This is a genomic window from Kribbella sp. CWNU-51 (assembly GCF_054073265.1).
Genome location: NZ_JBSXMZ010000004.1, coordinates 649,611 through 663,630 on the forward strand (window position 1 = coordinate 649,611; position 14,020 = coordinate 663,630).

General features: G+C 68.9%; 12 protein-coding genes. 7 read left to right on the plus strand and 5 right to left on the minus strand.

All coding sequences use genetic code 11. The features are described from left to right. Window positions 1–118 precede the first annotated feature (118 nt). The 4 genes from ACXC9Q_RS05125 to ACXC9Q_RS05140 are packed head-to-tail and all read left to right on the plus strand — an operon-like array spanning window position 119 to window position 5,277. Complete coding sequence (locus tag ACXC9Q_RS05125) at window positions 119–1,624, plus strand: long-chain-fatty-acid--CoA ligase (RefSeq protein ID WP_457055299.1); 1,506 nt, start codon at window positions 119–121, stop codon at window positions 1,622–1,624. Beyond that, entirely contained in the window at window positions 1,621–3,309 is a 1,689-nt protein-coding gene (locus ACXC9Q_RS05130) for a PHA/PHB synthase family protein (protein WP_457055300.1), read from the plus strand. The genes ACXC9Q_RS05125 and ACXC9Q_RS05130 overlap by 4 nt, the downstream gene beginning before the upstream one ends. A gap of 7 nt (window positions 3,310–3,316) precedes the next feature. Further along, entirely contained in the window at window positions 3,317–4,108 is a 792-nt protein-coding gene (phaZ, locus tag ACXC9Q_RS05135; protein ID WP_457055764.1) for a poly(3-hydroxyalkanoate) depolymerase, read from the plus strand. Beyond that, window positions 4,105–5,277: an acyl-CoA dehydrogenase family protein gene (locus ACXC9Q_RS05140; RefSeq protein ID WP_457055301.1), complete on the plus strand. Its 1,173-nt coding sequence runs from the start codon at window positions 4,105–4,107 to the stop codon at window positions 5,275–5,277. Before phaZ ends, ACXC9Q_RS05140 begins: the two co-directional genes overlap by 4 nt. Here the strand turns inward: ACXC9Q_RS05140 and ACXC9Q_RS05145 are convergent, their stop codons facing one another. After that, complete coding sequence (locus ACXC9Q_RS05145) at window positions 5,278–5,874, minus strand: sensor histidine kinase (protein WP_457055302.1); 597 nt, start codon at window positions 5,872–5,874, stop codon at window positions 5,278–5,280. It abuts the gene before it with no gap. An 18-nt stretch (window positions 5,875–5,892) separates the two neighbouring features. After that, the gene (locus ACXC9Q_RS05150) at window positions 5,893–6,516 is read right to left on the minus strand and encodes a response regulator (protein WP_457055303.1); all 624 of its coding nucleotides are present in this window, start codon (window positions 6,514–6,516) and stop codon (window positions 5,893–5,895) included. A gap of 158 nt (window positions 6,517–6,674) precedes the next feature. Between ACXC9Q_RS05150 and ACXC9Q_RS05155 the strand changes: the two genes are divergently transcribed. Beyond that, window positions 6,675–7,325: a BON domain-containing protein gene (locus ACXC9Q_RS05155; protein WP_457055304.1), complete on the plus strand. Its 651-nt coding sequence runs from the start codon at window positions 6,675–6,677 to the stop codon at window positions 7,323–7,325. A gap of 76 nt (window positions 7,326–7,401) precedes the next feature. Here the strand turns inward: ACXC9Q_RS05155 and ACXC9Q_RS05160 are convergent, their stop codons facing one another. The 3 genes from ACXC9Q_RS05160 to ACXC9Q_RS05170 all read right to left on the minus strand — a co-directional run bounded on the left by ACXC9Q_RS05160 (window position 7,402) and on the right by ACXC9Q_RS05170 (window position 10,330). Continuing rightward, a complete protein-coding gene (locus tag ACXC9Q_RS05160; RefSeq protein WP_457055305.1) occupies window positions 7,402–7,956 on the minus strand; it encodes an HdeD family acid-resistance protein in 555 nt (184 codons plus the stop codon). Window positions 7,957–7,978: 22 nt separating this feature from the next. Then, complete coding sequence (locus ACXC9Q_RS05165; protein ID WP_457055306.1) at window positions 7,979–9,025, minus strand: helix-turn-helix domain-containing protein; 1,047 nt, start codon at window positions 9,023–9,025, stop codon at window positions 7,979–7,981. A gap of 117 nt (window positions 9,026–9,142) precedes the next feature. Then, window positions 9,143–10,330, minus strand: coding sequence for a PucR family transcriptional regulator (locus tag ACXC9Q_RS05170; RefSeq protein ID WP_457055307.1), 1,188 nt, complete (start codon window positions 10,328–10,330; stop codon window positions 9,143–9,145). A gap of 159 nt (window positions 10,331–10,489) precedes the next feature. Here ACXC9Q_RS05170 and ACXC9Q_RS05175 point away from each other — a divergent pair, with 159 nt between their 5' ends. Continuing rightward, window positions 10,490–13,243 carry an ATP-binding protein gene (locus ACXC9Q_RS05175; RefSeq protein WP_457055308.1) on the plus strand — a complete coding sequence of 918 codons (2,754 nt, stop codon included), beginning with the start codon at window positions 10,490–10,492 and terminating at the stop codon, window positions 13,241–13,243. Between the two features lie 94 nt (window positions 13,244–13,337). Then, complete coding sequence (locus ACXC9Q_RS05180; RefSeq protein ID WP_457055309.1) at window positions 13,338–13,991, plus strand: BON domain-containing protein; 654 nt, start codon at window positions 13,338–13,340, stop codon at window positions 13,989–13,991. Window positions 13,992–14,020: the final 29 nt, after the last annotated feature.

Here is a 14,020-nt window from a genome sequence, read left to right on the forward strand (position 1 = left end):
AGCCCCGGGCCGTTGTTCACGGGCACACTCGTGCGCCCGCCACGTTGGCCGGCCGGCCATCGACGCGGAGCGGCCCCGGACGGATCGTGGAGTCAATCCCCGAACCCGGAGCGACGCCATGACGAATCTCAGCCTGAACCTCACCGAGTCCGCGGCCATGTACCCGGACCACCCCGCGATCCGGCTGGACGACGACGTCCTGCGCTACGCCGACCTCGACGACGCGGCATCCCGCGTCGTCAGCCTGCTCCGCGAGTACGGCGTGCAGTCCGGTGACCGGGTCGGCGTGATGCTGCCGAACATCCCCGAGTTCGCGATCGTGTTCTACGGCATCCTCCGGGCCGGCGGCATCGCCGTACCGATGAATCCGCTGCTGAAGCGGCGTGAGGTCGACTACTACCTCACCGACTCCGGTGCCAAGGTGCTGTTCGCCTGGCACGAGGTGGCCGCCGAGGCCGAAGCCGGATCCAAGGCCGCGGGCACCGAGCACGTGCCGGTGGCACCGGGTGAGTTCCGCACGCTGATCTCGACCCGCCAACCGGCGCCCGATCCGGTCAGCAAGGATGGTTCCGACACGGCGGTGATCCTCTACACCTCCGGCACCACGGGCCGGCCGAAGGGCGCCGAACTGACCCACGCCGGCCTGAACGCCAATCAGGCGGTCAGCGCCCGGACACTGTTCCGGATCGGCCCGGAGGACGTAGTCATGGGCTGCTTGCCGATGTTCCACGTCTTCGGACTCACCTGCGGCCTGAACACCGCGATCGCCAACGGCGCAACCTTGACCATGATCCCCCGCTACGCCCCGGCGAAGGCGCTCGAGGTGATCGCCCGCGACGGCGTCACGGTGTACGAGGGCGTGCCCACGATGTACGCCGCGATGCTCGGCGTCCCCGAGCGCGAGAAGTACGACGTGAGCACGCTGCGCACCTGCGTGTCGGGTGGGGCCGCGCTTCCGGTCGAGGTGCTGCGCGCCTTCGAGGAGGCGTTCGGCTGCATCATCCTGGAGGGCTACGGGCTGTCCGAGACCTCGCCGGTCGCCTCCTTCAACCATCCGGACGCGACCCGCAAGCCCGGGTCGATCGGTACGCCGATCGAGGGCGTGCGGATGCGGGTCGTGGACGAGGCGCACCGGCCGGTCCAGCCGGGTGAGATCGGCGAGATCCAGATCGGAGGCCACAACGTGATGAAGAGCTACTGGAACAAGCCCGACGCCACCGCGGCGACGATCGACGGCGACGGGTGGCTGAGCACCGGGGATATGGCGCGGCAGGACGAGGACGGCTACTTCTTCATCGTCGACCGCAAGAAGGACCTGCTCATCCGCGGCGGTTACAACGTCTACCCCCGCGAGGTCGAGGAGGTCCTCTACGAGCACCCGGCGGTCGCCGAGGCGGCCGTGGTCGGCATCCCGCACGCGTCCCTCGGCGAGGAGATCGGCGCGGCCGTCGCCCTCAAGCCCGGTACGACGGCGACGCCCGAGGAACTGCGCGACTTCGTCAAGACCCGGATCGCGGCGTACAAGTATCCGCGCGCGGTGTGGATTGTCGACAATCTGCCGAAGGGACCGACCGGCAAGATCCAGCGCCGCGACGTCGTCATCCCGGAAGGTGTGCTCCGATGACCACCCACGACGCTCGCGCCGACGCACTCGCCGCGCCGCTCGACCTCTTACTGACCAGCGCCGCCATCGGCCCGATGCGCCGGCTGATGCCGAACGCCTCTTGGGCCCGGATGACGACCGGACTGGCTGCCCGGCCACGCACGGTCGCCGGCCGCGCCGTGGACCTGGCCGGCGAACTCGGCCGGATCGCGATCGGTCACTCCGACCGAGCACCGTCCCGCCGCGACCGGCGCTTCTCGGACCCGGCGTGGACGCACAACCCGGTACTGCGACGAATCGTCCAGGCCTACCTGGCCGCGGCCGAAACCGCCGGCGCGCTGACCGCGGACGCACAACTGGAGTGGCGGGATCGGCAACGGATGGGCTTCGTCGTCGACAACGTCGTCGAAGCACTTGCCCCGAGCAATAACCCGCTGGTCAACCCGGTAGCCTGGAAGGCGCTGATCGACACCGCCGGGCTGAGCTCGGTCGCCGGCGCCCGCAACCTGGTCCGCGACCTGGCCACTGCGCCGCGGGTGCCCAGCATGGTCGAGCCGACGGCGTTCGAGGTCGGTACGACGGTCGCCGCGACAGCCGGCGCGGTCGTGTTCCGCAACGAGGTCCTGGAGCTGATCCAGTACACCCCGCAGACCCCGAAGGTCCGCACCGTGCCGCTGCTGATCGTCCCGCCAGTGATCAACAAGTACTACGTCGTCGACCTGGCGCCGGGCCGAAGCATGGTCGAGTACTTCGTCGCGCAAGGCCAGCAGGTGTTCACGATCTCCTGGCGGAACCCGGACGCCCGGCACCGCGACTGGGACCTCGACACCTACGGCCAGGCGATCCTCGACGCGATGGACGCCGTCCAGCGGATCTGCCGCACCGAGAGCACGCATCTGTTCGCGACCTGTTCCGGCGGAATCCTCGCCTCGATGGTGCTCGCACACCTCGCCGATCGCGGTGAACTCGACCGCGTCGCCGGCTTCACCCTCGCGGTCTCAGTGCTCGACCAGACCCAGGCCGGCTTCGCGTCGGCTGCCTTGGACGAGCGCGTGGCCGCGGCGGCCGTAGCGTCGTCGGCGGCCAAGGGATACCTGGACGGCCGGGCGCTTGCCGAGGTATTCGCCTGGCTGCGGCCGACCGATCTGATCTGGAGCTATTGGGTCAACAACTACCTGCAGGGACGACCACCGGCTGCCTTCGACGTCCTGTTCTGGAACGCCGACACCACCCGGATGACCGCCGCGCTGCACCGTGGTTTCATCGAGCTGGCGATGACCAACGCGCTGACTCAACCAGGGAAGGCGACCATGCTCGGGTCGGCGGTCGACCTCACCAAGATCGGCACTCCGTCGTACGTGATCGCCGGGATCGCCGACCACATCTGCCCGTGGCAGGCGTGCTATCGCAGTAGTCAGCTGCTTGGCGGCGAGACCCGGTTCGTGTTGTCCACGGCCGGTCACATCGCCTCGATGGTGAACCCGCCGGGCAACCCGAAGGCGACGTACCAGATCAACGAGACCAACCCGCCGGACCCGGACGAGTGGTTGCGCACGGCAACGACAGAGCAGGGGTCCTGGTGGCCCGACTACGCCGACTGGCTGGGCAAGCGCAGCGGCCGGTTGAAGGCCGCACCGGAGGACCTCGGCGGCGGTGGGTTGGACCCGCTCGAAGCCGCGCCCGGCAGTTACGTCCGAGAGGCCTGAGGTGGAGATGCTGACCGCCGCCGGGAGACGGATCCGGTACGACGTACGGCTGGGCGACCCGCGACGAACGCCGCTGCTGCTGTGCTGCGGGATCGGGGCCGGCTTCGAGGTACTGCAGCCGGTGGTCGACGTGTTGGACCGGACGGTGATCCGCTTCGACGTACCCGGCGTCGGCGGCTCGCGGGTCGGGCTGCTCCCGGACGGGATTCCCAGACTCGCGTGGATGGTCGACCGGATGCTGACGCAGCTCGGGTACGACCAGGTCGACGTACTGGGATTGTCATGGGGTGGAGCGCTCGCGCAGCAGCTCGCCGTCCAGCACCGGCGGCGGGTGCGTCGCCTGGTCCTGGTCAGTACCGGCACGGGCGCTCTGATGGTCCCCGGGCGGCCGACCACCCTGCTGCGGATGCTCACGCCGCGACGCTTCGGCGATCCCGAGTACGCCGCCGGAATCGCCGGCGCCATCTACGGCGGAAGCGCCCGGGAGCACGCCGGTGACATCCGAAAGGTGTTCCAGAACCAGGTGCGGGCCGGATCGCTGCGTGGCTACCTCTACCAACTCGCGGCCGGCGCTGTCTGGACCAGCCTGCCGTTTCTCGGTCTGATCCGGCAGCCGACGCTGGTGCTGACCGGCGACGACGACCCGATCATCCCGGTCGTCAACGGCCGGATCCTGGCCTGTCTGATCCCGCACGCCGAACTGCACATCTACCGCGGCGGGCATGTCGAGCTCGTCACCGAGGCACCCGCGCTGGTGCCCGTCATCACCCGATTCCTGTCCGCTGAGGGGGATTCATGACCACCGACCCGATCGACTTCTACGGCCTCGAGCTGCTGCTGGACAACCATGACCGCGAGCTGCTGCACGCCGTCCGCGAGTTCGGCGACAAGCAGGTGACGCCGATCATCAACGACTACTGGAACCGGGCCGCGTTCCCGTTCGAGCTGATCCCGGCGCTGCGTGATCTGGGCATCGTCGGTACGCCGTACACCGGGTACGGCTGCCCGGGGCGCAGCTTCCTGCTCGACGGGCTGATCGCGATGGAGCTCAGTACCGCGGACCCGTCGATCGCCACGTTCTTCGGCGTACACAGTGGGCTCTCGATGGGATCGATCTACCTGTGCGGCTCCGAGGAGCAGAAGGAACGCTGGCTGCCGGCGATGGCCCGGCTGGAGAAGATCGGCGCCTTCGGCCTGACCGAGCCCGAGGTCGGGTCCGGCGCCTCGCGCGGGCTGCAGACCACCGCCCGGCGCGACGGCGACACCTGGGTCCTGGACGGCCGGAAGAAGTGGATCGGCAACGCGACCTTCGCCGATCTCACCGTGATCTGGGCCCGTGACGTCGAGGACGGTCAGGTCAAGGGTTTCGTGGTCGAGAAGAACACACCGGGGTTCACCACCACCAAGCTCGAGGACAAGATGGCGCTGCGCGTCGTCCAGAACGCGCTCATCACCCTGGACGGCGTACGGGTCCCGGAAGCGAACCGCCTGGCCGGCGCAGAGTCCTTTCGCGACACCGCCAAGGTTCTGCTGATGACCCGCGCAGGCGTCGCCTGGATGGCCGTCGGCTGCGCCCGTGGCGCCTACCGCCATGCCCTTGCCTACGCGGGAGAGCGCGAGCAGTTCGGCCGGCCGATCGCGTCGTTCCAACTCGTCCAGGACCTGCTCGTCCGCATGCTCGCCAACACCACAGCGTCCGCCACCTTGTGCGCGCGCCTCTCCCAGCTCCAGGACGCCGGCCTCGCGTACGACGAACACGCGTCACTCGCCAAGGCCTTCTGCACCGTCCGGATGCGCGAAACCGTCGGCTTCGCCCGCGAACTCCTGGGCGGCAACGGCATCCTCCTCGAACACAACGTCGGCCGCTATGTCGCCGACGCAGAAGCCATCTACTCCTACGAAGGCACCCGCGAAATGAACACCCTCATCGTCGGCAAGTCCATCACCGGCCACTCCGCCTTCCTCTGACTACTGGCTCAAGACAATCACCGCGCGAGCGCCGCTTGCCGGGCCTGGTTCGAGTTCGAGGGCCCCGCCGCATCTGGCGACCAGGCGGCGGCAGAGGGCGAGACCGAGTTGGGCGCCGGTGGCGTACCGGCGCGCTTTCCCTGGCGCGGCGCCGTCGTTGTCGACGGTGAGCACGCTGCGATCGCCGACCCTGCGAGCCTGGATGTGGATGCGTTGTGCACCTGCGGCGACCGCGTTTCCGAGCAGGTTGCGGAGGATCAGGCGGAGGGCGGCGGGTGCCATCGGGAACTCGCCGGTCACGTTGGTGACGACCTCGGCGGGCAAGCTGTCGAGATCCGCGGCAGCCTGTTGCAGGCAATCGGCGACCAGCGCGTGACTACGGTCGGCAAGGTCGGCACGTGCTGCCTCGAGGATCGAGTCGACGAGGTCGAGGGCGCGCTGCATGGCCTCCCGCGGCTCGTCGGCGTCGATCGCGAACCTCAGGATCGACTTCAGGTCGTGCGCGATCAGGGCCGACGCGTCCTCGAGCGCCTCGTTCCTGCGTGCGAGGCGCGCAACGTGTTCCGCCAACTCCTCGGCGATCCGTCGGTGCTTCATCCGTGGACTCCTCGAACTCTAGGACTGGCCGATCAGGCCGTGGGACAGCGCGAACATGACCAGTTCGGCGCGAGTGCCGAGCCGGAGTTTGCGCATGATGTGGGCGCGGTGCGTGTCCACGGTCCGCACCGAGATGAACAGACTCCGTGCGATCTCCTGGTTGGTGTAGCCGAGGGCCAACTGGTAGAGAATGTCGCACTCACGCTCGGACAAGGGTTCGAGCGCCGCGACCTGGTCGCCCACCACCAGCCTCGCGCCAAGCGATGGCTCGACATACGTCTCGCCGGCACAGATCCGGCGCATCGCACCGATCAACGCTTGGTCCGACGAGCCCTTCGAGATGTACCCGGACGCACCGGCCAGCAGAGCACGCCGTACGGTGCGCGCGGACGCCTGAGCCGACATCATCAGGATCTTCGTGCCGGCCGCGACACGTCTGAGCGGTGCGATGGCGTCACAGCCGTTCGTCCTCGGCAGCACGACGTCCAGCAGGATGAGATCAGGCTGATGCCGCTCTGCGAGCGACACCGCATCAGCCGCGTTCCCCGCCTCGCCGACCGGCGCGATGTCAACCTCCCCCGCCATCCGCGCCCGAAGCCCGGCACGGACCAAACCGTGGTCGTCGACGATCAGAATCCTCATCACACAACCGAGCCTAGGGCTGGATCGGCAAGCAGATAAGGAGATCCGGCAACCCTGCACGCCTGGCAAGGCTCCGTGCACGGACAACACAGTCGTACGCCGTGGCCGTGGCTAGCGTGCAGATCGTCAGTACCCGAACCGAATCCTCAGGAGGAGAAATGACTGACGAAGCAGTGGCCCTGAATGTCAAGGACGAACTGTTCTGGGACCCGAAGGTGGACAGTGAGGAGATCGCAGTATCCGCGGACGACGGAACGATCACGCTGCGCGGCACCGTCGGCAGCTTCCGGCAGAAGCGCGATGCCAAGAAGGCCGCGGAACGTGTCCACGGAGTCGTGTACGTCGACAACGAGCTGTCGGTACGCATTCTCACCAAGAGCCGGCGCGCCGACGCCGACCTGCGCGGCGATGTGCTGCAGGCGATGCTGCTCGACTCGCTGATCCCCACCACGGTCGACGCCAAGATCCAGGACGGGTACGTCACCTTGTCCGGCGCGGTCGACTGGCAGTACCAGCGGGACGAGGCGACGTTTGTCGCCGGCAACGTTCTCGGTGTGACCGGCGTCGACAACGAGATCATGGTCGGCGGTGACGCCCACACAGCCGGCGAGGTCTCGGACGACATCCAGAAGGCGTTCAAGCGGGACGCCAAGATCGACGCCGACAGTCTCGCCGTGGCAGCCTCGGCCGGGACGGTGACGCTCACCGGTAGTGTGCGGTCCTGGTCCGAGCACGACGCAGCGCTCGCAGCGGCCTGGGCCGCCCCGGGCGTCACCACCGTGAACGACCGGCTGGTCGTCTCGTACTGATCCGCGAAGAGGCTGAAGCCGGCTCCCGGTGGGCAACCACCTGGAGCCGGCTTCAGTCGTATGTTCGGCCGTGGTGTCAGCCGACGGATTCGGCCAGATTGCGGGGAGCCGATCCCGCCTTCCGGAGCTGCGCCGACAGCACCAGCGTGGAGATGCCGTAGACGATGCTGAACAGACCGAACACCGTGGCCAGGCTGACCGCACCGATGTCGGGCCGGATCGCCAGCACGACGCCGAGTGCGATCGAGACGAGTCCGGTGAGCGCCCACATCGCCCGCTCCCCCGCCTCTTCGCCCTGCCGGAACGCCATCGCGACCTCGATGACGCCCGAGGCGAACGCCCACACGGCGATCCAGATCGTCAGCACGAGCGCGGTGATGCCGGGCCACGCCAGCGCGGCGATGCCGGCGACCACGTCGATCAGTGCGAGGAGCAGGTAGCCGATCACGGGACCGGCGCTGCGGCCGGCGAACGCGCGGGCTCCATCCGTGGCTGCCGCGATGAAGGCGTAGATCGCGAAGAGAATCACGACCGCGCCGACGGTGACATCCGGCCAGGCGACGGACACCACGCCGATCGCGACGGCCAGCAGGCCTCGCCAGAGCAATGAGGACGACACGGATTTGAACATCAACAGCCTCCTTGCTGATTGATCACGACGCGACGTCGGCGTCGATCGGGTGATTGGTGAGTGCGTAGGCGCGCTGCTTGTTCTGGTGCAGCGCACGCCACTCGCGCGGCGACATCCCGAACGCCTCGCGAAAGGTGCGACTGAAGTGGGTCGCGTCGCCGAAGCCCCAGGCATGCGCGATGGCGGAGATCGTCCGGCCCGCCATCGCGCTCCTGGCGAGCTCACGCCGGCACCCCTCCAGCCGACGTACCCGGATCCATTCCCCCAGCACGATGCCGGACCGCGACAGCGTCGTGTAGAGATGCCGGACCGAGATGTTCTGGGCGGCGGCGATCTTCGCCGCGCTCAGGTCCGGATCGGTGAGATGCTGCCGGGTGAACTCCATGATCCGCAGCGCGAGCGTGTTCTCCATCGGTTCGCCGGCCAGCACACCGGCGCCGAGCTGCGTGGCGACGACAGCCCGGATCAGCTCGATCGTCGGGGCCTCGAAGACGTCCAGGTCCGCCTCGGCCGCGAGCCGTTGATCACCGACCAGCCGGGTCAGGTACGCCGCCGCGAGGTTCGCGACCGGATTGCGTGGGCCGAGGCGCATCCCGGCGACGCGGGCGAGGGCGTGATCGGTCAGCGCCAGATCCGCCCTGGGCACCCGGACGGAATGCTGGTGGTTCCCGTCCTGGCTGGTCGACAGGTACGGCCGGCGAGCGTCGAGCAGGATGAGATCGCCCGGCGACAGCACCGTTCGCCGGTTGTACTGGACAACCGATCGCCGGGCCGCCAGCTGCAGCTCGACGATGATGCTCGGCTCCGGATCGGCCCGGGCCAGCCGTACCGTACGCCGCACGGTCAACGGCGTCGTCCTGATCGTCAGGATCGACAGCCGGCCCAGCCTGCCACCGGTACCTCGCGCGGACACCTCCTCCGGGCCGACGTGGTGCAGGACCTCCACCGGCACCGCGGCGCTGCCGATCGCATCCCGAAGCAGCCGGAGCCGGTCGCCCGGCGGAATGTTCGCGGTGTCGAACAACTCGGGCAACGAGCTGCTCCGGTCGGATGGCAACGAGTGAGCCATGGCAGCCTCCTGGCGGTCATCGCGAGCGTCCTGCGCTCGACATGGACGACGCTAGGAGGCCGCGGGCGGCCCAGACATCGGCAATCCGACGCAACGATGACCCAATTGAGCCGACCGTCACCCCCGCCGGGCGACCTCGAGGGCCAGGCAGAGTTGGGCGACGTCGCGAGGTGCGGTCAGGGTGCGGCCGGTCAGCTCGGCGATCCGGCGCAGTCGTTGGCGGACCGTGTTGGGGTGGACGAACAGCTGCTTGGCTGCCTCGGCGGTAGATCCGCCGCAGTCGCGCCAGGCTTCCAACGTGTCCAGCAGAACCTCACGGTCGGCCGCAGCGTCCAGCGGGCCCAGGGTCGAGCCGACGATCCGGGCCATCACCTCGGGCGTACTCGCCGCGGTCACCGCAAGCGGCGAGTCGTCGAAGAGGGTGACCTTGGCGCCGGGTGCGGTGCCGAGAATCGCGAACTTCGCGAAGCGCAGGGCCTCGCGTGTCCCGTCGAGTGTCGAGTACTGCGGACTGACGCCGACGCGGTGTTCGGCGTGCTTGGTCAGTGTGGCGACCAGTTGGACCCTCCGGCCGCTCACCGGCAGCACGACGATGCCCACCTGGAGGTCCGCCTGCAGTCGCCACGCCGACGCCAGACCAAAGGACCGCAGCCGCACCTCCATGTCGGGAAAGGCCTGGCGGCCGACCTCCGGCACCTCCGCGGCGACCACGACGAACGGTCCGCGGTGGGAGATCCGCAGGATCTCGGCGGCCTCCCAGAGGGTCTCGTTCTCGGTGATCCGGCCCTCCAGGAGCGCCCCCACCAGAGCGGAGCGTTCGTGCTCCTGGGCGACGATCCGCTCGGCCACCGCGTCCCGGTAAGCGTCTGCCATCGCGTCCGTGAAGTCGTCGAGGATCCGCCAGATCCTGGATGCGGCCCGAACCAGTGCGTCGCTGCTGAGCGTGCGAGTCTCCCGCGCCTCGGCGACCAGGGTCTCCCAGATGAATCTGCCGCCGACCCGGTAGGCGTCCATCGCCTTGGCCAGCGGCACACCCGCATCGACACGGTGCCGGCCGCTCTGCCGCGCGTAGGAGACGTCCGCGGCCGCAGGTCCGCACAGCGCGGGCAGGACCGATTGCAACTGTGCACGACAGTCCTCGCGGAGATCGGCGTACGGGACCAGTCCGGTGTCGACGTACGACGTGACCTCCTTCTGGATCCACTCCGCCATCGACTCGGCGAGCTCGCCGATCCGGTCCAGCAAGGCCGTGGCCAGCACGGCGATCTGGCGATCGAGATCCGCATCGTCGTGCCCGATGTCCATCTGCTGATGGTAGGGCCGAATGTTTCCCACCACTGCTGACGGCGCCGAACGCTGTGGGCGCGTACATCGACTCTGGGTCGGCCCGATCGGATTCTGGTAGTGGCCGTACTTCCTTCCGTAGGAATCAGGTCACGATCAGTTGCGAAAGGATGCACGACGGTGAAGTCAGACCCCGTGGGACGCGCGGCCGAACTGGAGCGGATCGACTCACTCCTCGAGCGATTCACCTCGACCCAGCCCGCGCTGCTACTGCGCGGCGATCGGGGCATCGGCAAGACCGCGCTGCTCGACGCCGCGGCAGAGCGGGCGGGGGCCCGCGGAATGCGTACTCTCCGTGCCTTCGGTGCGGAGTTCGAGGCGGGCCTGTGCTTCTCGGCGCTGCATCAACTCCTCTACCCGCTGCGCGACCGGGTGGACCGCTTCGTCGGCCCGCACCGCCGTACCCTCCAGCAGATCCTGGACCTCACGCCGGGACTGTCACCGGATCCGTTGGTCGCAACTGCGGTGCTCGCCCTCCTCAGCGAGGCCGCCGCCGAGCGGCCACTTCTGCTGATTGTCGACGACATCCCCTGGATAGACCCCGCCAGCGCGGCCACGCTGGGGTTCGCAGTCCGCCGCTTCGGCCACGACCCGATCGCCCTCCTGGCGGCCGCGCGGACCGGTACCCACGGTCTCCTCGACAGGGTCCAGCTGCCTGAACATGTCGTCGGTTCACTCCACGCAGGGTCGGCAGTCAGGCTGCTGGACATCCAGTGGCCCGGACTCGCTCCGCCAGTGCGGCGGCGAATGCTCGCCGAGGCGGCCGGCAACCCGCTCGCACTCCAGGAGTTGCCTGTGTTGCTGGACGATCGGCAGCGCTCCGGCCAGGACCCGCTGCCCGAATTCCTGCCGTTGTCCGGGCGACTGCGGGCAGCCTTCGCCGAAGAGGCCCGAACGTTGCCCGCAGCAACTAGACAGGTGTTGTTACATGTGGCCCTGGAGCCGGAGGTCAGTCTGGCTGCGATCCAGGGATCGGTGACGGACTCGGTGGACGTCGACGATCTCGCGCCCGCAGTGCAGGCCGACCTGGTGCATGCCGATGCCGGTGGCCGCCGCATCTGGTTCCGCCATCCGCTGATCCGCTCAGCCATCGTGCACCAGACTCCGCCAAGCGAACGCCGGAGCGCACACCAGGCCCTGGCCACGATCATGACCGGCAGTCTCGAGCGCCGCGCCTGGCATCTCGCCGAGACCGCCACCGGACCCGACGAAGCAGTGGCTCGTGCTCTGGACGAGGCCGCGACGTCCGCCCGGCGCGGGGGTGCGGCGTCCGCGGCGGTGACCGCGCTCATCCGGGCCGCGGACCTCAGCCCGCACGCGGCCGATCGGTCCCGGCGGTTGATCGAGGCGGCCCATCTCGCCGGCATCACCGGCCAGCTCGACGAGGTACCGCGGTTGCTGGCCGACGCCGGCCAGGCCCGGGACACGCCGACCGGCCTGGTCTTCGCCACCACCGCCCATCTCCTCACCAACCAGGACGGCGATGTCGACGCCGCCTACCGGCTGCTGACCCGAGCGCTCGACGATGTCGACAGTACGGCGAACAATGACCGCCGGTGGAACTCTTGCGGGATTCTCTATGCACTACTGCTCGTCAGCCTCTACTCGCTCCGGCCGGAGCCGTGGGAGCTCCTCGACAAGGCCATGGCTCGATTCGAACCGGAAGCAGTCGTCCCGTTCCGTCTGTGTCACGACGCGTACGTCGATCCGTCCTGGTCCGCCAGTGTGGTGCGCGAAGGCCTCGCTCAGGCATTCGCCGCACTGCCCGCCGACGCGGGACCCTGGCAACTCCTCCCCCTGGCCTTCGCGGCCGTCGCGATGGATGTCCTGTCCGACTACCGCTACCTGCTCACGCGGATGATCGATCGGGAGCGCGATGGTGGCGCGATCGCCATGGTCATCCCCGGCTTGATGCTGCTCTGCCACGACTCCTACGTCCACGGGCAGTGGGACGAGGCCGAGCGCCTGGCCCAGGAGGGGCTGGACGTGGCCGCGGTCTACGGATACCACTTCTGGGAGGGCCAGATCCGGGCCTTGCTGGCCTCGGGCGCAGCGCTGCGCGGCAACGCGGATCTCTCCCGATCCCGCCGTACCGAGACCACGAACTGGGCGGCGCCCCGCGGGATGGGCGTGACAGAGGCGTACGCGCGGTCGGCCGGCAATCTCGCGGCCATGGGGCAGGGTGACTTCGAGGAGGCTCTGGTCCACGCAGCGAGAATCGCTCCGGCCGGCGCCCCGAGCGCCGGCATACCGGGCCGCTGGCTGGTGCTCGACCTGGTCGAAGCGGCAGTCCGCTCCGGTCGCATCGACCAGGCCCGCGCCCACGTCGCCGCCGCCCAACAGGCCGGCCTGCACCGGATCGGCCCGCGCATCGCACTGATGATCACCGGTTCGGCAGCCTTGACCGCGGACGACGATGAAGCCGGCGCACTGTTCGAGGCGGCGCTGACGATGCCCGATGCGGCTCGGTGGCCATGGGAGCACGCGCGCGTCCAGTTCGCCTACGGGCAATGGCTCCGCCGCACTCATGACACCACTCTTGCCCGGGCACATCTCCGCGCCGCCCTGGAGACCTTCGACCGGATCGGCGCCGAAGGCTTCGCACAGCGAGTCCGCGCGGAACTCCGTGCGGCCGGCGTCGCGTACGCCGTACCGCCCGACGTCTCGGCGGTTCCACTGACGGCGCAGGAGCGGCAGATCGCCGACCTGGCCGCGACCGGGCTGACCAACAAACAGATCGCCGAACGGCTGTTCCTGTCCCACCGGACGGTCGCGTCCCACCTTCACCGGCTGTACCCCAAGCTCGGTGTCGCCTCGCGCACAGCCCTGCGCGCCGCGCTGGAGGCGATGGCCCGGGGCGAGATTCCTTCGTGATTCCCGCAACCGGTCAGTGGCGGCTCCGATGCCGCGAGGGTGTTACCCCGCAGAGGATCGAAAGCACACGAGACACCCGATGAAAGGAACTGAGATGAGCTGGGACAGCGATCTGGTCGACAACGTCAGCGACGAACTGTTCTGGGACCCCAAGGTCGACAACGAGGCCATCGCGGTCTCGGCGAAGGCCGGCACGGTCACGCTGCGCGGCACCGTGGGCGGTCTGCGAGAGAAGCGTGAGGCGAGGAAGGCGGCGCAACGCGTCGTCGGCGTACTGGAGGTCGACAACCAGCTGAAGGTGCGGCTGATGGGCGGTGAGGGACGCCTCGACGCCGATATCCGCGGCGACGTCCTGCAGGCCCTGATGCTCGACAGCCTGGTACCGAGCGCGGTCGACGCGAAGGTGCTGGACGGCGTCGTGACGCTGACCGGCACGGTCGACTGGCAGTACCAGCGCGACGAGGCGGAGTTCGTTGCCTCGAACATCGTCGGCGCCCTCGACGTCGTCGACGAGATCGAGATCAAGAACCCGAAGCCGAAGGCCGGGGACGTGCAGGACTCGATCACGAACGCGTTCAAGCGCAACGCCGCTCTCGATGCCGAGGGTCTGCAGGTGTCGACCGACAACGGGATCGTCACCGTCAAGGGAACCGTCGGCTCCTGGGCCGAGCGGGACGAGGCGATCGGCGCCGCGTGGTCGGCACCGGGCGTCACGGCAGTTCGTGACGACCTGACGGTCACCTACTGACCGAAGCACGGCCCCACCGGCGCGGGGGG